This window comes from Brevibacillus sp. SYP-B805, from assembly GCF_011059135.1.
Taxonomy (GTDB): Bacteria; Bacillota; Bacilli; order Brevibacillales; family Brevibacillaceae; genus Brevibacillus_F.
Genome location: NZ_JAALGD010000002.1, coordinates 432873 through 452657, shown reverse-complemented (window position 1 = coordinate 452657; position 19785 = coordinate 432873). Strand labels below are relative to the sequence as shown.

The window sequence follows — 19785 nt, the reverse complement described above, 5'->3', positions numbered from 1 at the left end:
TCAAGGCCGACTGGACGTCTTCCACCGATTGCATGTTCTTTTCCTTGATCCACTGCTTGAGTTGCTCTTTGGACATCAGGCTCATGGGCTCTCCCAACCTTTCTTTGAATTCATTGTACCCTATTTTGAAGGTTAGGAGTTTACACAAAATAGTTTATAGACTCCAGATTTACGGTAAACAGATAGTGGTTCTAGATGGAGGAAGGTATACCACGCCAACACCTGAATGGGAGTTCCGCTATTTTGGAGAAAACAGGATACACGCTGATTATGCTCTTAAATATTTTACCAAGGATAGTCCTTCTTACAAGTTGAATGAGTTTCTTTATGATGAGGATAAGCATGAAGAGGGGTATGCCAGAAGGCGATTCTTCGAGGTCGTTCTGTTATTTGAGAATACACTTGAGAATTGAGTACATCCACCATCACAAAAGCGATTTTTCAGACAAACTAAATTCTATGGATGGCGAGTTTTCATGGATCGAGTCTAACACCAAACGTCAGGAAGAGCAGATCGTGATCGCTTGTAAACAGGGAAAGTATTGAATCAAATGCTTACAGAATTCCGACAAATTAGTCGATCAAGATGATCGAATAGTTGTTAGCAGCAGGAGGGGTATCAATGGATTTAAGTGACTATATTCGTTATGAAGAAGAAATCCTGCAGGAATCCTTGCAAAATAATCAAGATATTCTTGCCAATGTTGAAGATTTAATCATGCTTCTATCGGATGTTGTCATTTCTAAGGACAAGAGAGCAGCCAGCTTCTATCTGCTAAGCAGCCAGGTCAGAAACGATTTAGTCCTTTGTTTACTTTCATCCCTTAGGAGACATGAGACACAGTCAAAGCTGATGAAGCGTCAAGCCATTGAGAAAGCATGTTTAGCGACCTACTCATTAGTCGAACCGGATATCGATAAATTCCTCGGACAAGACGAGAATGGGGCAAAGCCTATTCAGAAAACCTTAGATCGTTCATTCAAATACGTAAACAAGCATTTCCCCTCTCATTCGCACCAACTTAAGTGGTTCAAGGATATGATCAACAGTTTTTATGCTCACGGCAATATGTTCAACTCACTTAGAAAAGAGGAGCGCTTCGGTTTCTTTGATAAGCAGGATGCACTCATTCAAAGGGCTTTTATTTGGAAAATTGGTTATCTCGCAAGCGTAATCTTCGACTTATGGTATCATGCTGTCGATCAATGTGCTTTCGCCATAAAGAACGTACAGAGTTATCAGAGGTTTGTTAAAGCTGTCGTAATCAGTCAGAAATACCGAGAAGGGTTCGCAAACCATGAACGATTTGCAAAGTATAAATTGTTGTCTTAGTGATTATTGAGGGGGTAAATCATGAATCAACCATATAACCGAGAATCCGAACTGAAGGAACGATTCAACCGATTCATTGCTGACAAAATAACTGGCAGAATCGAGGATTATTATTCCAGGTTGACAGTTGAAGATTTTGAGGACATCAAGACCACCCTGAAGGACATACATAACATCCTTACCTACAAGACAACGATTCGCTTCATCGACTGGGTGAGCCACCGTTTCCCGTATGTAAAGGAGAATTATCAGGTTTACTTGAATCAGGTTCTTAGGACCAAGCCAAGCGACAACGGGTACGATCTTATGGTCACTGGAGATGTAAAGATCGTAGCCGAGATCAAGTGTAACAAACCGATCAACAATGGTTACAAATTTGGTTCCCAACAGAAAACGGGTATCATCAAGGATATTAAGGGGTTACTTGAGGGCAAAGCCAAAGTAAAATCGCTAGACCCGACCGAAGCTTATAAATTTATGGTGATCTATGACTTTGGTGACCAAACTTTATCCGCCGCGCGGCACTTAATCAAGAATTTACCGCCTGATTTGAAGGACATGGTTACGATTTATGAGGAAGGTCAACCGTTGAAGAAAGACAACGTGTATATTGTGTTCATCAGATGAAAAGAAATTGAGTTGTAATATTGAAAGAGGGGAAGGTATATTGCCATCCCTCTTTTAGTTTATTGAATATATCTAATGTTATTAGAGCCGGCGAGCATACGCACCTTCAGTGAGGCGACCTATCGCGGCAAGTACTTTGTTATGTGGAAGCATAAGGTAATCATTCCGTCCCCATCTTCCCGAATCCTTCGCCAAATTTAGTGGAGTGAAGGGTGCCACCAGAAGCCCAACAGTCTCTTTCATATTCATCGAAGACGACTGTCACCCATTCTTCTTTCACGTTTAGTATTTCGGCTGATGCTTTTGTAATGGCTTCCACGAACTGTTGTTTTTGTTCAATCGTTCGTCCTTTCGCAATTTTCACGTTAATAATAGGCATCCAGTAACAACTCCTTTACGCTGTTTTACATGTAAAATTGTATCGAAATTCACATACAAACGAATGTTCTGACGTTATTATACCAATTCCCTGTCGAGGTATGATGGGGGAAAGAGAGATGCCCATATGCGGGCGTTTTTCGCTTTTTGCAGATCCACTCATACCTTGCTCTTCCTCAATATTCAAAGACCGCCGGAAGCGAACCTGGCAGTTTTTACTTTTTTGCTTTGATAAGTTCGTTACCATGGATGCCCAACAGTTCGTATGCCCTACCAACCATTTCTTTATCCTGTCCATAAAGATGAATGGAGGGGATACCGCTCTCCCGAGTCACATGATTCAATTGCTGAACTTGAAACTCTGAGTTGCACAGCACCACAGCCCTACTGCTGTATCTCAGCAGATTTTGTTGAAACACGACAGCTCGTTCGGCCACTTCGGGCGAATAAACCGCTGGCTCTCCATCCGAAGCTTTCATGTCCCGATGATCGACAAACAGGGTCAGCTCACCTTTGCCAAAGACCGAACAAATCCCCATCAATGTAGCGTTCATATGGTCCACATCTTTGCCGGTAAGCAATCCGCTCACAGTAAAGGCCAATATCTTCTTTTCGTGATCCAGTTTATATTGGAAACGTTCCAGGAACGGAACGGTAAACTCCTTGGGCTGATAGGCAGGAGTTGCCGAAAACCTCTCGTTGGAGAACAAATAAGCTACCGACACTTGAAGCGCCGCTGCGATCTTTTCGATGTTCACAAGACTGATATTGCGTTCTCCCCGCTCAACACCACTGATGTATGTCCGGTCCAGCCCCGTTCTGTATGCTAACATCTCCTGCGACATGCCGCTTCTTGCTCGAAGCTCCCGTATCCTCTGTCCAAACTCTGATCGAATGTCCATGAAAAAGACCTCCTACCAGTACTCCTGTCTATAATAAGGAATATCGGCAAGGAAGGTCAAAAGATGTAGATCTGCTCGATGTAAGGACCCGGGTTCAGAAAATTTGATTTATCACTGCTTCATAAAGGTTACTTATATGTTCATACACCACCTACTTTCGGGCCTTTATTCCAGTAAACTTCATCTTTTTCAAATTGATGTAGTGCCTCTTGTAATGGAAACGGCATCCACTGCCGTTTTTTTATTTTGTTCCCGTACTTCAGCCATTACCGTGCAGCTGGTCAAGCGGACCGCTGATCCGGAACCGCCCGACTGACAAACAGGGTTTCGTACCACAAATTGGAACGCTTATAATTGATGATGAGAATCATTATCGATATAATAAGCTCATCCAATGGCGGTACATTTAAACGCATTTCGGGAGGGGGAATGGGAATTGTCACTGCAGGACCATATGCTGCTGTGGAATCAGGCGGCTCTCAAGGTGCTGGACGTACGCCATGCCATCATGCAGCCGGGTGAACAACTTCGTGCGTATCAACTTCTGGCCAGCGCATTTTTGCTGCCGATACGGGGCAAGGCGCTGATGCTGCTCGATCAAACAGCGTATGAGACGGACAAATACCATGTTTGTCATGCTGGCAAAGGCACTGTCCTCGAGATTGTACAGGTGGCGGACGTATTTGAATATTACATGGTGTTTTATCAAGCCGTTTTGACGATGCCGCGACGCCAGGATCTGCTGCGCTTGCAACAAACCAGCAATCCTTTTCAGCTTCAATACGGCTTTGCGCCGCGGCATCCACTCTCCCTCTATTTGAGAGTGGAGCAGATGCACCGCGAATGGCAGCAAAACGGCATGCTGGAAAAGTTTCATGTCAATGTTTTGTTCCATCAGTTCGTTTATGAACTGCTGAAGCTGCAGGCCCTCGAGGAAGAGACGACTCTACCGAAAATTGTTGCCCAAGCGATTCGCTATATGGATGAGCATTACGCCGAGCCCATTACACTGCATTCATTGGCAGCGCTGCTGGACTGCAACGCTAGGCGGTTGCAGCGGCTGTTCAGAGCGGAACTGCATGTTGGGCCGATGGAGTATCTGATTCAGGTTCGTTTGGAAAAAGCCAAGGCATTGCTGCTACAGATGGATGTCCCGATCGCCCAAATTGCCGAGGCTGTCGGCTATTCGGACAGCTACTATTTTAGCCGGATGTTTAAAAAATATATGGGCATTTCTCCAAGCCGATTCAAGGAACAGGCATGGCACCCCCAAATCCGTCGCCAAAATCCATCGCGACTGTCGCAATCGTACATTGTCTCCAGGAAAGTGCCCATGTATAGTGATGTTGTCGAGAATGGTATTCATTATCAAGAAGGGATGGGTATACACGATTACAGCGGTCCAACAGCGGCATCCACAGCCGACAGTCATACGATTCAACCAGCTGTCACCAACGGAAAAACAGGACATGTCAATTCAAAAGGGGGAAAGGCAGGGAACATCCGGATAAACATCAAGCACCTGAAAGGCGAACTGGAGCTGGCACAAACTCCGACGAAAATTGTCGTACTGGATTACCAGTATATCGATCAACTGCTGGCGCTGGGCAAACAGCCGATTGGCAGCGTAATCGGTACGTCGGACACCGCGCTATTTCCCGGATATTTGACGGATAAACTGGGGGATCTCAAGGTGGTGGGGACGAAGGAGAAGCCTGATGTGGAGGCCATTGCCCAGGCAGAACCGGATCTGATCATTTGTACGGAGGTTCAGGAGAACATTTATGACGAGTTGGTCAAGATTGCGCCGACGCTGATGCTTGAGAGAAATGAAGATTGGCGATCCACCCTGCCGATGCTCGGGAAAATTATGGGCAGGGAACTGGAGGCGCAGCAAGTGATCGACGCATACAATCGCAAAATTGTCCATCTGAAGGACGCGCTTGCAGCCAAGCTGGGCAGTCAGACTGTTTCCTTGATCCGGCCGCGCGACAACATGATCAGGCTGCATACGACCGCGCATCGCACGGCAAAGATTTTGTACCGTGATCTCGGCATGGCGCCACCGGCAATGGCCATGGACAGCCATAGGACGAGCGCGTTCATTGCACTTGACGCAATGCCGGAATTGAACGCCGACTGCCTCTTCGTCTTGCAGGACGACTCCAATGCGGAATTGACGAAAGCGTATCAGCAGACAGCGATTTGGAAGGGCCTGCGTGTGGTAAAAGCCAACCGGGTATGCACGGTCAACACGACCGTCTGGGTCGGTTATTACGGTCCGCTTGGAAACAATCTGGTTGTGGATCAAATTGCCGAAGCCCTGCTATAAATCCCATTCCGCATTGCTCGACGGGGAAGCGTGCGCTGCATATCTGGACAGGATGACCGGGACGGTTGGCCGCAAGTGAAATGGCAGTAGCATCGACAACATTGGAAAACAGGGGGAGGAAACAGGAGTGGTTCGGTATCAACAATGGTCATTGCTTATGGCGACGATTGTTCTGCTGGTGTTTGCCATCGCTGGTTGCGGAGGAAATCCGCAAACGGGGGCGCCCTCTCAACCGGCGCAATCGGAAGCATCTTCTCAACCGACACAAGCACAAGAAACTGAAAAACAAAATGTCCGGGTGATTCAGCATGCAATGGGGACTACCGAAGTGAAAGGCACCCCTGCAAGAGTGGTCACCCTCTTTCAAGGGGCTACCGACGCCGCATTGGCGTTGGGAGTCAAACCTGTGGGAGCCGTTGAATCCTGGATCGAACAGCCTTGGTACCTTTACATCAGGGACAAGATGGACGGAGTGACCAACCTGGGGTCGGAAAACCAGCCCAACCTGGAAGCAATCGTTTCGCTTCATCCGGACCTGATCATCGCTTCCAAGACACGCCACGAAGCCATTTATGCGCAATTGTCGGCAATCGCGCCAACGGTCATGACCGAAGAGGTGCATCTGTGGAAGGATACGTTGCGCCTGACTGCGGAAGCGCTGAACAAAAAGGATGAAGAGGAAAAATTTCTGGCAGAGTGGGCGAAAAAAGTAGCTGATTTCAAAGAAAAGATGGGCGATCAATTAAAACTGGAAGCTGGCATCGTCGACTTCCGGCCGGATCATGCCCGCATCGTGTATACCGGATTTTCAGCGCTTGTTTTGGACGAGTTGGGAATCGCCCGGCCGGCCACCCAGAAAGGTGAAGAATGGGGCGTCAAGCTCACTTCCAAAGAAAACATCCCGCAGATGGATGCTGATATCATCTTCGATCAGACGAGCACGACAAGAGATGACGGCCGATTGGATTTGAGAAAAGAATGGACCGGGCATCCGCTGTGGAAAAATCTGCGCGCCGTGAAAAACAATCGGGTATTCGAGGTGGATACGGCGGTTTGGAACAACGGTTCCGGTCCGTTGGCGGCGGTGGAGATGCTGGAAGATCTCTATGACATCTATGGGTTAAAATAGCATATCAAACGAAGAGGCTGTTGACCGATGATGGTGTCAACAGTTTTCTTTCAACCCGCTTCGTTGCGTGAACGCCGGGCAGTGTAGGAATCTTCGACGAGGGAGGATTGTTGTGCGTCCATTACTGCACCAGACTTTTCCCAGAGCTCTGGGTTTGGTGTTTGGCATTTTTCTTCTCATGCTTTCATTTGTTGCCAGTATCGCCTTTGGGACGACGAAGATTGGCGTTCAAACGGTTGTCGAGTCATTTCTTAATTATGACGGGTCATCGAGCGAACATGTGATTATCCAGACGACAAGGCTCCCTCGCGCCATCTTTGCCGCTCTGATCGGAGGGAATCTGGCCGTTGCCGGCGCCCTGATGCAGGCGCTGACCCGAAATCCACTGGCTTCTCCAAGCATTTTCGGTATCAATGCCGGGGCTGTTTTTTTTGTGGTGATGGCATTGGCATTTTTACCCATCACCCGTATGGAGCAATTGGTGTGGGTTGCCTTTTTGGGAGCGGGCATTTCAGCTTTGATTGTTTATTTTCTCGGTTCCTTGGGGCGGGACGGCATGACCCCGATCAATATCGTGTTGGCCGGTTCGGCAATGACAGCATTGTTCTCCTCGTTTACCCAAGGGATGCTGGTACTGAATGAAACGGGCCTGCAAAATGTGCTGTTCTGGTTGGCCGGTTCTGTCGCCGGCAAAGACGCGGAGAAGCTGATTCCGCTCCTGCCCTACATGCTCGCAGCCGGAATAACCGCGCATGTGCTGGCACATCCTGTCAACATCCTTTCTTCAGGAGAGGATATCGCCAAAGGGCTGGGACAAAAGACGGGCCTTGTCAAAATTTCAATCGCCATGACGGTCATTCTGCTGGCGGGAAGTTCTGTCGCGGTAGCCGGTTCCATCGGATTTGTAGGGCTCGTTATTCCGCACATTGCCCGTTTTCTGGTTGGCGTCGATTATCGCTGGGTCATTCCTTACAGCGCCGTGCTAGGAGCGGTCCTGCTGTTGATTGCAGACATTGCTGCGCGTTTTCTGATTATGCCCGCCGAGATGCCGATCGGAGTGATGACGGCATTGTTCGGAGCGCCATTTTTTATTTATACGGCTCGGAAGGAGTTTCGCTCGAAAGGGGCTTCGCAATGAATCGGCTGATCACGTTTCGGAGCAAAACGGGCATGTTTTCATTCCTGGTGCCCAGGAGAACGGTCGTTGTGTTCACGCTGCTGGCGGCATTCTCGCTCACTGCTTTTGTCTTCAGCATCCTCTTGGGCAGCAAAAACACATCCCCACTGGATGTGCTCAAAACGATGCTGGGGCTGGGAACAGCGGAGAATGCGTTGGTTATCGGTACGCTGCGGCTTCCACGCGCCATCGTCGCCGTGCTGTGTGGAGCGGCTCTGAGCGTTTCCGGATCGATCCTGCAGGGGATTGTCCGCAATCCGCTGGCCTCGCCGGATATTATCGGGATTACCGGGGGAGCGGCATTCGCGGCAGTGGCGTTCATTACCTACCTGGCGGGGACGGTAAGCATACAGTGGCTTCCGGCAGCCGCTTTTTTGGGGGCTGGATTGGTTTCGATCATCATTTATTTGTTGGCATGGAATAAAGGGGTGACTTCCACGAGGCTGGTGCTGATCGGGATTGGGGTTGCAGCGACGACCCATGCATTAACGATGCTGATGATTATCCTCAGCCCGATTACGGCGGCCAGTCGCGCCTATATCTGGCTGACGGGAAGCATTTACGGCGCATCGTGGGAAAATGTGTATACCATGCTGCCGTGGGTGGCGGTCTTTATCCCGTTGGCGATCATTTATTCCCGAAACCTCAATGTTCAGGTGTTAGGGGACGATATTGCCAAAGGGTTGGGAATTCCTGTTCAACTTCACCGCTGCCTGCTGCTGTTCATCAGCGTGGCGCTGGCAGGCTCGGCCGTGGCGGTGGCCGGAGCGATTGGATTTATCGGCTTGATTGCCCCGCACATCGCCAGAAAACTGGTCGGGCCATCCCATGGCGGATTAATTCCGGTTGCGGCGCTTTCAGGCAGCCTGCTGCTTCTTGTCGCCGACACGATTGCCAGGACGGCCTTCCATCCGCTCGACATTCCTGCGGGTGTCTTTACAGCGGGGGTGGGTGCGCCTTTCTTTCTCTATTTGCTTTTTAAAAATCGCAAAAAATAGGAACAGGCGCGAAAAATCAGAGCATTTTCAACTTGCTGCGGTCGAACGGATGGGGGCAACAATCTGTCTTCTTGCTGCCGGGTATGATGAAAAATAACTCCCCCAGAGTTATCTACCGTGGATCGCTTGTTGTGCTCTGTATTCATCCTCGCACCTGACGTAGATATCATACTGCGTGTTATCCACTCTGGGGAAAAAATCAGTTGAATGATACGAGTTGTTGAAAGTCCTGGTTTTGTATTTCACCCCATGAGACTGTAATTGATTGGCCACTCGAAAGTAGTCTTCACTGCCAAAAGCGGTATAAACCAGGCACTTGTACTTGGAGAAGAAGAGAGGGAACAGGCTTATAGCAATCATCTCCTTCTGCTTCTGATACTGATTAATACGCTTGGGAAAAGAAGAGGTTACTATTAAAAAACAGCCAACTATCCATTCGGAAGGTGACTAAGAGCTTCACTTACTTGCTTTTGAAAAAATCAATGCTTGATGATGGTTTCTCCATACCCTTTTACGCTATCTGCCAAAATAATAACCCCATCATTTGCGGCAAAGATAGCGGTTCCTTTTGGAGCAGCGTAGTCTATACCGTTATGGAAAGTTTTTACCTTGGTTTCGGGGTCGATCCGCGAATCCTCCTATTGTATGAGATATTGTGTGACTACTTATTTTAGACGAGAGATATGGGAAATGGTTACAAGTTATACAAAATAGTTATGATGTGGCTTTGAACGGGTTTAAAGAGCTGTACCGCAGTGGGAACAATAGATAGCTGACGCCTCATTTCGATGGTTGCATTTTTCACAAATTTTATTGGTTGCATGAAGCCCTTCTCGCAGCCCATCTGCCATTACTTTCATGGTTTCGCGTATGTTATCGCGTTGCTGATTCAGCAAGGAGCGTTGAATGCGTGGAGCTGAGAGAACAAAGCCAAAAAAGAGAAGCGGCAAGGCAACAAACGCAAGCCAAAAGTATTTGGGAGTTTCCCACATATCTAACGTTAAGAATTCAAACATAGAGAAACCCAAGCAAACGAAACCAGCGATAAGGATGAATAACCCGAAATTTTTAGACAATAAGGTCACCTCTTTTTTGGGAGTGAACTACATTAATATGACCGATGCAGCGAGAGAAATCCAGAAAAGTAAACTACCCTTTTCAAAAGGGATCTAAGAACAATTATACCAATAATTAGGTGTTGATGAACAACGATGTTAGAGACTGTGTATTTTGTTATACGGGTGAAGGGGGGAGGGAAGGGTGTCAGAATGGTAGTCCAGAACAATTTCTTGATAGTCTTACTGAAATTTATTCGATACAAAGTGAAAGCCCCCGGTTACCCGAGGGCTCATTGTCTTTCTTACTTCGCAGAAGCATCGGTTGTCGTGGTGGTATTCTCAGTACCCTCTTTCGATTCGGCAGGTGGCTGTATGTCGTCAATGATGACAATTTTACCTTCAGCCTGCCATTCCACTTTCGCCTTCAACTGTTCACTGATGAATCGGAGAGGCAGGAATACACGCCCCTTTTTCAGCACGGGTGCGATGTCGAGTGTAATGGTTTTACCATCTACCGTTGCTTCCTTTTTATCCAGGTACAGCGTAATGGATCGCTCCCCACGCGTAATGACGACGGTACGCGTCTTTGCATCCCACTTGACGTCCGCCTTCAATGCGGAGCTGATGGCACGTACAGGTACCAAAGCTCTTCCGCCCTGTACGAACGGTGCCACATCAGATTGCACCAGTCGTCCATCTACGAATGCTTTTACTTCCGTGGAACCCGTCGCTTCGAGCAGTTGTCCCAGCTTTTTGAATGGTGTGTGATCTCCTTTTTGGTAAGTTCGCTGAAGAAGCTCCAACTGCACTTCCAAAGCGGTGTGTTTGTCGGAGAGCTTTTCCAGTTCAGCAACCAACTGTTCGTACTTTGCTTTTTGTTCTGCGGTGATTTCGGTCACATGCTTCAGCTCTTGACGAAGCTCGATCAGTTGTTTTTTCAAATTTTCGTCTTTAATGTTTGCTTCTGTGGTGGTTTCAGTTGTGCTTTCTGCATTGCTATCGGTTGTGGGTTCCGATGTTACAGTCGATTTCACCTTTTCTTCCACTTTGATTTCCGGCTTACCGCTCCTATTGCCTTTGCCATCCAGGTCCGCCGCTAGCGCAGCAGGTACACTGGTTGCCAGCAGAGCAGCTACTAAAGAAGCAGATACAACTTTTTTCATTGCAATTCCCCTCTCCTTCTAGGTGTATGTATTGCGTATCCGCACTTTCCTGACGGGGAAAGGTGATAATAGGTTGCATGAGTTTGTTTATTTTTTCTCCTATTCGGCCAGTTCCAAATGTGCACGTGAGAAGACATTGTTATCCGAGCCTCGTGATCCGGTCAAAGGGGAATCTGGATTGACTTGTAAACCGGACATTTCGATTGCTGAAGCTGATGCTACGAGCATAGACAGCCTTCTTTTTCCTGGTTGCTATGGTATCTCTACATTAAGGGAGGCACATGAACTTTTTCGGTTTGTAAAGAAAGTGGTTCGAAACGATACCAAAATTTTTGCAATATCCAGCTCGCCATTCAACCTTGCCAAGGCAGGTCTTTTAGAAAACAAAAGGTATACAGTGGGGCTTTCTAAAGAAGATCGTGAATGGTTAGGTGTTTTTGATGAAAAGTACTACACAGATGAGCTGCTTGTCCATGATGGAAACCTGGTGACAGCAAGAGGATGAGCTTTCGTCGAATTCGGAGTAAAAGTAGGGGAGTTGTTGAACTTGTCACTTGACCCACAGTGGTACAAGACGACTATGTAACACAATGGATAGTGCGTTAATTGTTTGTTAATCAACGATCAGGAACAGTACATTTTTGAACAATAACTTCTTGTCCGTCATCGACTTCGTAAGATTCCGTGTATGGAATATCCAATTCTTTGTACAAGTCTCTCCAGAAATGAATAGCCGGAATATTTTCTTTCAATTGACAAATGTAGTATGTTCCCGGATGCCTCTTGAACAGGTTTCTTATCACATTTCTTCCGATTCCCTTTCCACGGTGACTACGAGCGATGAATACCTCTTGAAGATTATAATCGGTGTCGGGAGAGGTATAAGGGTGTCCGGCTAATAAAATGAATCCGATAGGAAGCCCATGTAAGGTTATGAGGTAAGGAAATAATGAACTTGTCATTTCCCAATATAAATGGATGTTTCCCACGTCAAAAAAACCATTGCTTCCAATCTGCAAGTCAGGACTGTATTCCGAAAGGTCATGTAAATATAGTTGGTACAAGTTTAATAAAATGTCTTTTTGTTGTTTATCACATAATATCAGTTCCATTTTTACACCCCCATTTCTAACTGGAGATAAGGAACATCAATAAATAGGGCATTGATTACCTGAATGACACCAACAACAGCAGAAAGCAAATCACCCCGGCCAATACTGCAGTTATTGCAGCGGAAACAGTAAACTCATTTTTGTCTTGTCCATGAACCAGGTTGTAAAAGCTTTGTAACAGACTATAGACAAATCCAACGACTGTTATCGACAAAAATAAAACGAATCCCGACAAAGTAACTCCTCCTGAAAAGCTCCCGATTCCGGAGACTGTACATCCAAATTATACCATGTTCCTCCCCAGGGGGAGAACGGAAGATGAGTATGCTGGCGTCCTCGTTTCTTTTGCCGGAGAAGAGGAGCAGCCGTGACAAAAACCCTCTGGCACGTCCGGCAAACAGGGAGTATGCTACTGGTAGCAGGGCCTTCCGGAACTGCCGGGAACACGGCATTTCTCTGCCCTCATGCGATTTTTGGAGGATACATCGGGAGGGATTGACCCCATTCCGGATGAACGGAGCCCTCTTTATCCGCCCGTGCCATCCGGCCGCTGACAGACGGAACAGGAAAAATGATTACATCCCTTTCACACCAATCGATGAACAAAGCGGTTTTGGAGGTGTCGTGCGCCATGCGCACCCTTGCAAAAGGATTCCTGGCATTGCTGTGTTTCCTGTTGGTTACGGGATGCCAGTTTGGCGGCATCGCTGTGAACGGCAGCGCCCATTATCAGGCGGTGAGCAAACCGTTCGCAGCTGGTCCGACCTCGACGGACAAGTGGAAGGCCTCCCTGCAGGCTGCGAAAAATCGCTTCCGGCAGGTTCCGATCCTGATGTATCACTGCATCTCGGCCGGCAGCAACAACTTGTACGTGGAACCGCAGCGGTTTGACTTGCAGCTGCGCAACCTGCTCAAACAAGGCTACACGCCGATCACCTCACGCGAGTTGGTCAAATCCTGGTTTTCCGGAACGCCTTTGCCCGCGCGTCCCATCGTGCTGACTTTTGACGACGGATACCGGGATAACTACACCAACGCGTTTCCGTTGTTGAAAAAATACCGGGTGAAAGCGACGCTGTTTGTTATTACCGGTGCCGTCGGAAAACCCAATTACCTGACTTGGCCGCAAATTGAGGAGATGGCGAAAAGCGGCCTTGTGGACGTGGAATCCCACACGGTTCACCATCCCGACATGAGCAAACTGACCCCGGAACAGGCCAGGATGGAACTGACCGTGTCGAAGGCGATGCTGGAAGCCCATTTGCACCAGCCGGTCACCCTGTTTGCCTATCCGATGGGCATATACCGTCCGTTTTTGTTCCCGATCCTGCGGGAAGCGGGATACCAGGCCGCGTTTACCACGCGAAGCGGGCTGACCCAATACTATAACGGACTTTATACGCTCAAGCGGCTGCATGTAGTGAATACGGACACATTTGCCGAATTCCCGAAGACGGAACGCCCGGTCCCCCCTGGAAACTTTGCCCCGCATCCACAACCGGGCTTGGTCTCCCCCGCAAACGGCGCATCCCTTCCGCGCGGCAACAGTGCTGTGCATGGCAAAAGCGGCACAGCGCTTCCCCTGCAGCACTCGACGGACACCCAATCGAAGACGGTTTCATTCCCCTCACAAGCGCAAGCATGTCCAACACATGCCTTGCGCTTTTTTCAGTTCGCCGTTACCCATGGCTGCATCCCGATATGGGAGGCGTGTGATTGACGAATGATTTTATCCATGCAGGGAAGAATAGGTGCAGCAAAAGGAATCGACGCCAGTTTCAACCAGTCTCTCATTCCTGCACGGGGTACCGGGGACAGGATGGACACAACTTGCTACGGATAGAAGAAAGGGGGTGCCATCGTGTTCCGCAAGTGGTTCCGCAAAGCCAAGCCGCTCAGCCAGAAACAGCCGTCAACTCCTCAACAGGATCCGCTTTCCACGGATTTTCACGAAAACCTGCAGGTTCTCCGTTCGATCTACAACAATTGTGCGGATGTGATCTTTCGGCCCTTTTTGATAGGGGGAAACAAAAAAGCGGCGATTGTCTACATTGAAGGGCTTTCCAACATCGAGGAGATCGACCGGAGTGTCCTCGGCCCGCTTATGGATGCTGCTGCAGGAGAAGCAGACACACTGCGTGCGATTATTGAAAATAAGATAACGGTCCCAGAGATTAAGGAAGTGAAGACATTCGCCGACTGTATCGGGCACATTTCGATCGGCAATCCGGTGCTTCTGATCGAACAGGAAGACCGGGCGCTTTCGTTGGGATTGGCCAAGTGGGAGAAAAGGTCGCTGGAAGAACCCACGGCGGAATCGGTTTTGCGGGGGCCGCGGGAAGGGTTTACCGAGTCCATGGGGGTGAATACATCCCTCTTGCGGCGGAAGATTCGCAGTCCCCGGTTGAAAATCCTGTCGATGAAAGTGGGGCGCTATACGCAGACCGAGGTCGTGATCGCTTACATCGAAGGGCTTGCTGACACAAGTCTAATTGATGAAGTCAGAAATCGGCTGCAGCGCATTGACATGGACGGCGTCCTGGAATCCGGGTATGTCGAGGAAATGATCGAAGATAATCCGTTCTCCCCGTTTCCGCAAGTGATCAATACGGAACGCCCGGATGTGGTGGCTGCGAACCTGCTTGAAGGCCGGGTAGCCATCTTGCTGGACGGCACCCCCTTTGCCCTGATCGTGCCTACAACCCTGTATTCTTTGCTTCAAGCGGCAGAGGATTATTATCAAAGGTTTATGATTGGCACTGCGATCCGGTGGTTGCGCTATTTTTTCTTTGTCATCTCTTTGCTGCTTCCTTCGCTTTATGTTGCAGTGATCACCTTTCACCAAGAGATGGTGCCCACCACGCTCCTGATCAGCATGGCACGTTCCCGGGAAGAGATCCCGTTTCCGGCACTTGTGGAAGCGCTCTTTATGGAGATTACCTTCGAAACATTGCGGGAAGCAGGTGTCAGGCTGCCGAAACAAGTCGGTGCTGCCGTCAGTATTGTCGGATCCCTGATTATCGGGCAGGCGGCGGTCTCAGCCGGTGTCGCTTCCTCGCCGCTGGTGATGGTGGTGGCGATCACGGGAATCGCTTCGTTCTCTGTTCCTCGCTATTCCGCCGGCATTGCGCTCAGGCTGCTGCGCTTCCCGATGATGCTTCTCGCGGGATCCTTGGGATTGCTTGGAGTTATGCTAGGCATCATCGCAATCATTGTACACCTGTGCACGCTCCGCTCCTTCGGGGTTCCGTACCTGACTCCGTTGGCTCCGATAAAAGGACGAGATGTCAAAGACGTACTGTTCCGGGCACCGTGGTGGATGCTGAACACGAGGCCCCGTTTAACGGGAGAAGAGAACAAATACCGGCAAGCTCCCGGGCAGAAACCAGATCCAGCCCGGGGAACAGAATAGAAGGCGGGTAAGGGACCCCACTCGGCACAGCGCTAGCTACCGCCGAGTGGGATGAGCGTGTGGGAAAGAGGCAGCTGCCTGAGGAGGGAAGAGAAAATGATCGAGAAGGGCAAAATTTCCGCGTCCCAGATGGGAATCATGATGTATCCGACAATTGTGGCGACAGCGATCCTCTGGGTGCCGGAAGCTACGGCGACCCGAGCGGGGCGTGATATGTGGATCTCACCGATTTTGGCCTCCCTTACAGGCTTTCTTTCTGTGTATCTTGCGGTTCGTTTGCACAGGCTTTATCCGAAGGAGACGATTATCCAATACTCTGAACATATTGTCGGCAGGATTCTGGGAAAGGGTATCGGGTTTGTCTACCTGCTCTTTTTTCTGCAGTTGGATTGGAGCATCTTGAGAGAGTATGGAGAGTTAATGGTTGGTCAATTTCTCCCCAGAACGCCGATGTTTGTGGTTCTTGGATCCATGCTCCTGGTCTGTGCTGCCGCCGTGCGAGGCGGCGTGGAAGTATTGGGAAGGGCCGCCCAGTACTTCGTTCCCCTTTTCATTCTCGTTTTCGGGATGATCAGTCTCATGCTCTTTCCTGACCTGAAACCGGTAAACATGTTACCTGTCATGGAGAAGGGAATCCTGCCGGCCATCAAGGGAGCGGTTGAACCGCTGAAATGGTTCGGCGAGTTCATCGTCATCTCTTTTATGCTTCCCTTTTTGACCGATCGGGAAAGAGGGATGACATGGGGAATGATTACCGTGATTGCCACGATGCTCACGATGGTTGTGATCAATCTCTTGGTCCTTTGGTTGTTTGGAGAGATTACAGCCAGTTTAACCTACCCGTATGTGGAAGCTGTACGGTACATCAGCATTGCGGATTTTCTGGAACATATCGAGTCGCTGGTGATGGCCATCTGGGTGGCGGGGACGTTCATCAAAATCGGCGTGCTCTATTATGTGCTTGTGCTTGGTACCGCCCAATGGTTAAATCTTTCTGATTATCGCCCACTCGTGTATCCGATCGGGATGCTGTTGGTCATTACCTGCATGTGGCCGAGACCCAACTTGGCGGAATTGGCCATTTATCTCAAATACATCGCCCCTGTTATCGGGATCATCATCCAAACGCTTTTACCCTTCTTGCTATTGATGATTGCTCTGATACGAAAGCGGGTCACCAATGGAGGAAAAGCGGTGCAGGAAGGATGAGTGAGAAAGGCAGCCCGCAAGCCATCCTCACCAGCTTTCTTACGTGTATCTCGCGTATCCGAAAAAGGGGTGCCAGAGAGATGAACTTTCCCGGATTGCAAAAAATGTCACGAATGCTCCTGCTCCTCTTCCTTTGTACGTCTGTTCTGCCGATTGCCGGCTGCTGGGACAGAAAGGAGATAAATGATGTACTGCTTGTGTCGGCGGTCGGCATTGATAAAAAGAACGACAAGATCGAGATTTCGATTCAAATCGTCGTTCCGAAAGCCACGGGTGGCGGCCAGCAATCAATAAGCGGTGGTGGAGGTGGAGGCGGTGGAGGAGTAAACCCTACTTTTGTCAATTCGGCTACCGGTATTACGATTGCCGATGCAATTGCGAAGCTTCAGGAACAGATCTCGCGAAAGATCTTCTGGGGGCAGATGAAGGTTTTGATCTTCGGGGAAGAACTGGCGAAAGAAGGCATTCGCGAGCATGTGGATTACCTCGCCCGCCATCCGCAATCCCGCCTGCGGCTCCATGTGTTTGTCAGCAAAGGGAAGGCTGCTGACATTCTGGAAGTACTCCCGCCTCTCGAGAAATCTTCGGCGGAATCAGCGAGGGAATTGGCCTTATCACAGTTCGGGTTGAATAAAACGATGAAAGAGCTGCTGCAGATGCTGAAGGGGGAGGCAGGGGCGGCTGCCCTGCCCAGGATCGAAGAAGTACCGCCAACAACGGGAGGAGAGAAAGACCATACCACTGTGCGCTTGAACGGAACAGCTGTTTTTAAGAAGGATAAAATGGTCGGATACGTCAATGACGAGTTAACCAGAGGAATTCTGTGGCTGAGAAACGAGATCAAAAGAGCGACGGTTACGATTGAGCCAAGTGAGACGAAAGGGCGTGTTTCACTCGAACTGATTCGGGCGAAAACGGAACTGATTCCCCAAATTGAACATGGAACATGGAAAATGACGCTGAAGGCCGTGGCGGAAGATGATGTGGTGCAAAACGCCACCAATCTGGACATGCTAAATCCGTCAGTTTTGAAGATGCTGCAAAAAGAAGCGAAAAAAGACCTCGAAAATCGGGTTTATCTGGCGCTGAAAAAAGTACAAAAAGGGATGAAAGCGGACATCTTTGGTTTCGCCGAAGCGTTTCACCGAAAATATCCCAAGCAGTGGGCTGCCGCGAAAGACCGCTGGGATCAGATCTTTCCCAACGTCGAAGTAAAGGTTGACGCCACGGTGTACATCCACAGGCCCGGTGTGTCCACCGAATCGCCGGCCCTGCCGAAGAACGAAGTGCAGCAGTAGGAGGAAGGAGTAAGAACGAAAATTTTTCTGCAGGCATAAATCCGCTGTCTTGCCAAACGCGTAATTTTGGAGAAAGGCTCAAAACGCTTACCCCTATTTCGAAAACTTTCGAAGGAGGACACGCAGATGAGATACCGTCGTCTCGGAAATTCTGGATTGAAAGTTAGCGAAATCAGTCTGGGAAGCTGGCTGACCTACGGGGGCTATGTTGGCAGGGAGAAGGCGATCGCCACCATTGACAAGGCGTATCAACTGGGAGTGAACTTCTTCGACACAGCGAACATTTACCGGAATGGAGAAGCGGAAAAGGTAGTGGGGGAAGCCCTGCGGAAGTATCCGCGCGAATCATACGTACTGGCAACCAAAGTATGGGGGCCGATGGGCGAGCGTCCCAACGACCGGGGCTTGTCACGCAAGCATATTATGGAACAATGCCATGCGAGTCTGAAGCGCCTTGGTGTTGAATATGTCGACGTCTACTACTGCCACGCCTTCGATCCTGACACCCCTGTCGAAGAGACGCTGCGGGCGATGGACGATCTTGTCCGGCAGGGGAAAGTTCTGTACGTCGGCCTCAGCAACTGGACAGCGGCACAAATCGCGGAAGCGGTAGCGGTCTCGGACAAATACCTGTTGAACCGGATCGTGGCCAATCAGCCGCTGTACAACATGTTTGCACGGGATATCGAAAAAGAAATCATTCCCTTCTGCGAGAAAAACGGCATAGGCCAAGTGGTTTATTCACCGCTGGCGCAGGGTGTGCTTGCCGGCAAGTACAAAGGGATGAACGAGGCTCCTGCGGGCAGCCGGGCTTCGGATGAACACGGTAAGGAGACGGTCAAATCATGGTTGAACGAAAAGAATTTGCGCAAGGTGGAACGGCTGCAGCCCATCGCCGATGAACTGGGGCTCACGTTGGCCCAGCTTGCCCTGGCGTGGACGTTGCGCCAGCGGAACGTCGCGAGCGCCATCATCGGGGCGAGCGCGCCCGAGCAGGTGGAGACCAATGTGAAAGCCTCCGGCGTTGCACTTTCGGACGAAATCTGCAAGCGGATTGATGAGATTTTGCAATGAGAAGGATGACCCATCAAAGAGAGTGCTTCTCGAGCGGCGACTCTTTCCATCCTCCTGCCATGTGGCGTATAATGGAAACAATATCGGAAAGAAAGATGTGAGCGCACATGGAACGTCCCCGTTCGATTCCGCGTCCTCTGGTCCGAACCAATCAGTGGTTCCTGGTGATCAGCGTGATTGCCACCTGGCTGTCAGGCAGCGAGTGGATCCTGGCGCTTCCTTTAGGGACAGGCCTGCTGGGACTCCTGTTTGGTTTCAATCCGGTCATGTGGATCGCGAAGCATTTTCTCAGAAAGCCGCCGGATGCCTATATCCCTGAAGACTGGGATCAGCAGCAGTTCAACCAGATCATTGCCGTCGTCTGCCTGGTGCTCGGTCTGATCGGTTATGTGGCGAACTGGCCTGTTATGGCCTATGTATTCACCGCCATGGTCGCCTTGGCCGCGTTTATCGCCATTCTCGGATTTTGCATCGGCTGCTTTATTCGGTACCAGTGGCTTCAATACACCCACAAAAAGAGCGCCAAGCATCTATCTTAACGGCTGCGCCTTCCCCGGAAGGCGTCAGACTGATAAGGAACCAT

19 protein-coding genes and 1 pseudogene are annotated in these 19785 nt (G+C 49.5%); 14 read left to right on the top strand and 6 right to left on the bottom strand.

The features are described from left to right. From G3578_RS20685 to G3578_RS04910, 3 genes and pseudogenes are all read left to right on the top strand, one after another. A pseudogene (locus G3578_RS20685) lies at window positions 1-413 on the top strand (hypothetical protein); the annotation flags it as partial. Between the two features lie 209 nt (window positions 414-622). Then, entirely contained in the window at window positions 623-1333 is a 711-nt protein-coding gene (locus tag G3578_RS04915) for a hypothetical protein (RefSeq protein ID WP_165209314.1), read from the top strand. Between the two features lie 21 nt (window positions 1334-1354). Continuing rightward, a complete protein-coding gene (locus G3578_RS04910) occupies window positions 1355-1960 on the top strand; it encodes a hypothetical protein (protein WP_165209311.1) in 606 nt (201 codons plus the stop codon). Between the two features lie 160 nt (window positions 1961-2120). Here G3578_RS04910 and G3578_RS04905 read toward each other — a convergent pair whose 3' ends face one another. Further along, on the bottom strand, window positions 2121-2339 hold the full coding sequence (locus tag G3578_RS04905; RefSeq protein WP_165209308.1) for a tautomerase family protein: 219 nt from the start codon (window positions 2337-2339) through the stop codon (window positions 2121-2123). A 214-nt stretch (window positions 2340-2553) separates the two neighbouring features. Next, window positions 2554-3240 (bottom strand): helix-turn-helix domain-containing protein, encoded by a 687-nt coding sequence (locus G3578_RS04900; protein ID WP_165209305.1) that lies wholly within the window; start codon window positions 3238-3240, stop codon window positions 2554-2556. Window positions 3241-3676: 436 nt separating this feature from the next. Here G3578_RS04900 and G3578_RS04895 point away from each other — a divergent pair, with 436 nt between their 5' ends. The 4 genes from G3578_RS04895 to G3578_RS04880 all read left to right on the top strand — a co-directional run bounded on the left by G3578_RS04895 (window position 3677) and on the right by G3578_RS04880 (window position 8876). Then, a complete protein-coding gene (locus G3578_RS04895) occupies window positions 3677-5572 on the top strand; it encodes an AraC family transcriptional regulator (RefSeq protein ID WP_165209302.1) in 1896 nt (631 codons plus the stop codon). Window positions 5573-5729: 157 nt separating this feature from the next. After that, window positions 5730-6701 carry an ABC transporter substrate-binding protein gene (locus G3578_RS04890; RefSeq protein WP_206529496.1) on the top strand — a complete coding sequence of 324 codons (972 nt, stop codon included), beginning with the start codon at window positions 5730-5732 and terminating at the stop codon, window positions 6699-6701. A 112-nt stretch (window positions 6702-6813) separates the two neighbouring features. Continuing rightward, window positions 6814-7839: a FecCD family ABC transporter permease gene (locus G3578_RS04885; RefSeq protein WP_346773960.1), complete on the top strand. Its 1026-nt coding sequence runs from the start codon at window positions 6814-6816 to the stop codon at window positions 7837-7839. Then, complete coding sequence (locus G3578_RS04880; protein WP_165209296.1) at window positions 7836-8876, top strand: FecCD family ABC transporter permease; 1041 nt, start codon at window positions 7836-7838, stop codon at window positions 8874-8876. Before G3578_RS04885 ends, G3578_RS04880 begins: the two co-directional genes overlap by 4 nt. Before the next feature lie 479 nt (window positions 8877-9355). Here the strand turns inward: G3578_RS04880 and G3578_RS21135 are convergent, their stop codons facing one another. The 3 genes from G3578_RS21135 to G3578_RS04865 all read right to left on the bottom strand — a co-directional run bounded on the left by G3578_RS21135 (window position 9356) and on the right by G3578_RS04865 (window position 11097). Next, window positions 9356-9463: a hypothetical protein gene (locus G3578_RS21135; RefSeq protein WP_346773959.1), complete on the bottom strand. Its 108-nt coding sequence runs from the start codon at window positions 9461-9463 to the stop codon at window positions 9356-9358. A gap of 150 nt (window positions 9464-9613) precedes the next feature. Next, window positions 9614-9952 carry a zinc ribbon domain-containing protein gene (locus G3578_RS04870; protein WP_165209293.1) on the bottom strand — a complete coding sequence of 113 codons (339 nt, stop codon included), beginning with the start codon at window positions 9950-9952 and terminating at the stop codon, window positions 9614-9616. 284 nt (window positions 9953-10236) lie between these two features. After that, window positions 10237-11097: a copper amine oxidase N-terminal domain-containing protein gene (locus G3578_RS04865; RefSeq protein ID WP_165209290.1), complete on the bottom strand. Its 861-nt coding sequence runs from the start codon at window positions 11095-11097 to the stop codon at window positions 10237-10239. 73 nt (window positions 11098-11170) lie between these two features. Here G3578_RS04865 and G3578_RS04860 point away from each other — a divergent pair, with 73 nt between their 5' ends. Then, window positions 11171-11602 (top strand): DJ-1/PfpI family protein, encoded by a 432-nt coding sequence (locus tag G3578_RS04860; RefSeq protein WP_165209287.1) that lies wholly within the window; start codon window positions 11171-11173, stop codon window positions 11600-11602. Window positions 11603-11714: 112 nt separating this feature from the next. Here the strand turns inward: G3578_RS04860 and G3578_RS04855 are convergent, their stop codons facing one another. Beyond that, the gene (locus G3578_RS04855; RefSeq protein ID WP_165209284.1) at window positions 11715-12209 is read right to left on the bottom strand and encodes a GNAT family N-acetyltransferase; all 495 of its coding nucleotides are present in this window, start codon (window positions 12207-12209) and stop codon (window positions 11715-11717) included. Between the two features lie 631 nt (window positions 12210-12840). On the opposite strand from G3578_RS04855, the gene G3578_RS04850 reads away from it, so the two are divergent. The 6 genes from G3578_RS04850 (at window position 12841) to G3578_RS04825 (ending at window position 19741) form a co-directional block, all read left to right on the top strand. Further along, on the top strand, window positions 12841-13929 hold the full coding sequence (locus G3578_RS04850; RefSeq protein ID WP_165209281.1) for a polysaccharide deacetylase family protein: 1089 nt from the start codon (window positions 12841-12843) through the stop codon (window positions 13927-13929). A gap of 138 nt (window positions 13930-14067) precedes the next feature. Continuing rightward, window positions 14068-15621 (top strand): spore germination protein, encoded by a 1554-nt coding sequence (locus G3578_RS04845; RefSeq protein WP_165209400.1) that lies wholly within the window; start codon window positions 14068-14070, stop codon window positions 15619-15621. A gap of 96 nt (window positions 15622-15717) precedes the next feature. Further along, window positions 15718-16830, top strand: a complete 1113-nt coding sequence (locus G3578_RS04840; RefSeq protein ID WP_206529465.1) for a GerAB/ArcD/ProY family transporter — start codon at window positions 15718-15720, stop codon at window positions 16828-16830. Further along, window positions 16827-18128, top strand: coding sequence for a Ger(x)C family spore germination protein (locus tag G3578_RS04835; RefSeq protein WP_346773958.1), 1302 nt, complete (start codon window positions 16827-16829; stop codon window positions 18126-18128). Before G3578_RS04840 ends, G3578_RS04835 begins: the two co-directional genes overlap by 4 nt. 126 nt (window positions 18129-18254) lie before the next feature. Next, window positions 18255-19202 (top strand): aldo/keto reductase family protein, encoded by a 948-nt coding sequence (locus G3578_RS04830; protein WP_165209278.1) that lies wholly within the window; start codon window positions 18255-18257, stop codon window positions 19200-19202. Between the two features lie 107 nt (window positions 19203-19309). Further along, the gene (locus G3578_RS04825; RefSeq protein ID WP_165209275.1) at window positions 19310-19741 is read left to right on the top strand and encodes a DUF4395 domain-containing protein; all 432 of its coding nucleotides are present in this window, start codon (window positions 19310-19312) and stop codon (window positions 19739-19741) included. The last annotated feature ends 44 nt before the right edge of the window (window positions 19742-19785 follow it).

Excerpts from the sequence above, each read along its gene's own strand:
- G3578_RS04915 (WP_165209314.1), top strand. The coding sequence starts at position 623 with ATGGATTTAAGTGACTATATTCGTTATGAAGAAGAAATCCTGCAGGAA.
- G3578_RS04910 (WP_165209311.1), top strand. The coding sequence starts at position 1,355 with ATGAATCAACCATATAACCGAGAATCCGAACTGAAGGAACGATTCAAC.
- G3578_RS04905 (WP_165209308.1), bottom strand. The coding sequence starts at position 2,339 with ATGCCTATTATTAACGTGAAAATTGCGAAAGGACGAACGATTGAACAA.
- G3578_RS04900 (WP_165209305.1), bottom strand. The coding sequence starts at position 3,240 with ATGGACATTCGATCAGAGTTTGGACAGAGGATACGGGAGCTTCGAGCA.
- G3578_RS04890 (WP_206529496.1), top strand. The coding sequence starts at position 5,730 with ATGGCGACGATTGTTCTGCTGGTGTTTGCCATCGCTGGTTGCGGAGGA.
- G3578_RS04880 (WP_165209296.1), top strand. The coding sequence starts at position 7,836 with ATGAATCGGCTGATCACGTTTCGGAGCAAAACGGGCATGTTTTCATTC.
- G3578_RS04865 (WP_165209290.1), bottom strand. The coding sequence starts at position 11,097 with ATGAAAAAAGTTGTATCTGCTTCTTTAGTAGCTGCTCTGCTGGCAACC.
- G3578_RS04855 (WP_165209284.1), bottom strand. The coding sequence starts at position 12,209 with ATGGAACTGATATTATGTGATAAACAACAAAAAGACATTTTATTAAAC.
- G3578_RS04850 (WP_165209281.1), top strand. The coding sequence starts at position 12,841 with ATGCGCACCCTTGCAAAAGGATTCCTGGCATTGCTGTGTTTCCTGTTG.
- G3578_RS04840 (WP_206529465.1), top strand. The coding sequence starts at position 15,718 with ATGATCGAGAAGGGCAAAATTTCCGCGTCCCAGATGGGAATCATGATG.
- G3578_RS04835 (WP_346773958.1), top strand. The coding sequence starts at position 16,827 with ATGAGTGAGAAAGGCAGCCCGCAAGCCATCCTCACCAGCTTTCTTACG.
- G3578_RS04830 (WP_165209278.1), top strand. The coding sequence starts at position 18,255 with ATGAGATACCGTCGTCTCGGAAATTCTGGATTGAAAGTTAGCGAAATC.
- G3578_RS04825 (WP_165209275.1), top strand. The coding sequence starts at position 19,310 with ATGGAACGTCCCCGTTCGATTCCGCGTCCTCTGGTCCGAACCAATCAG.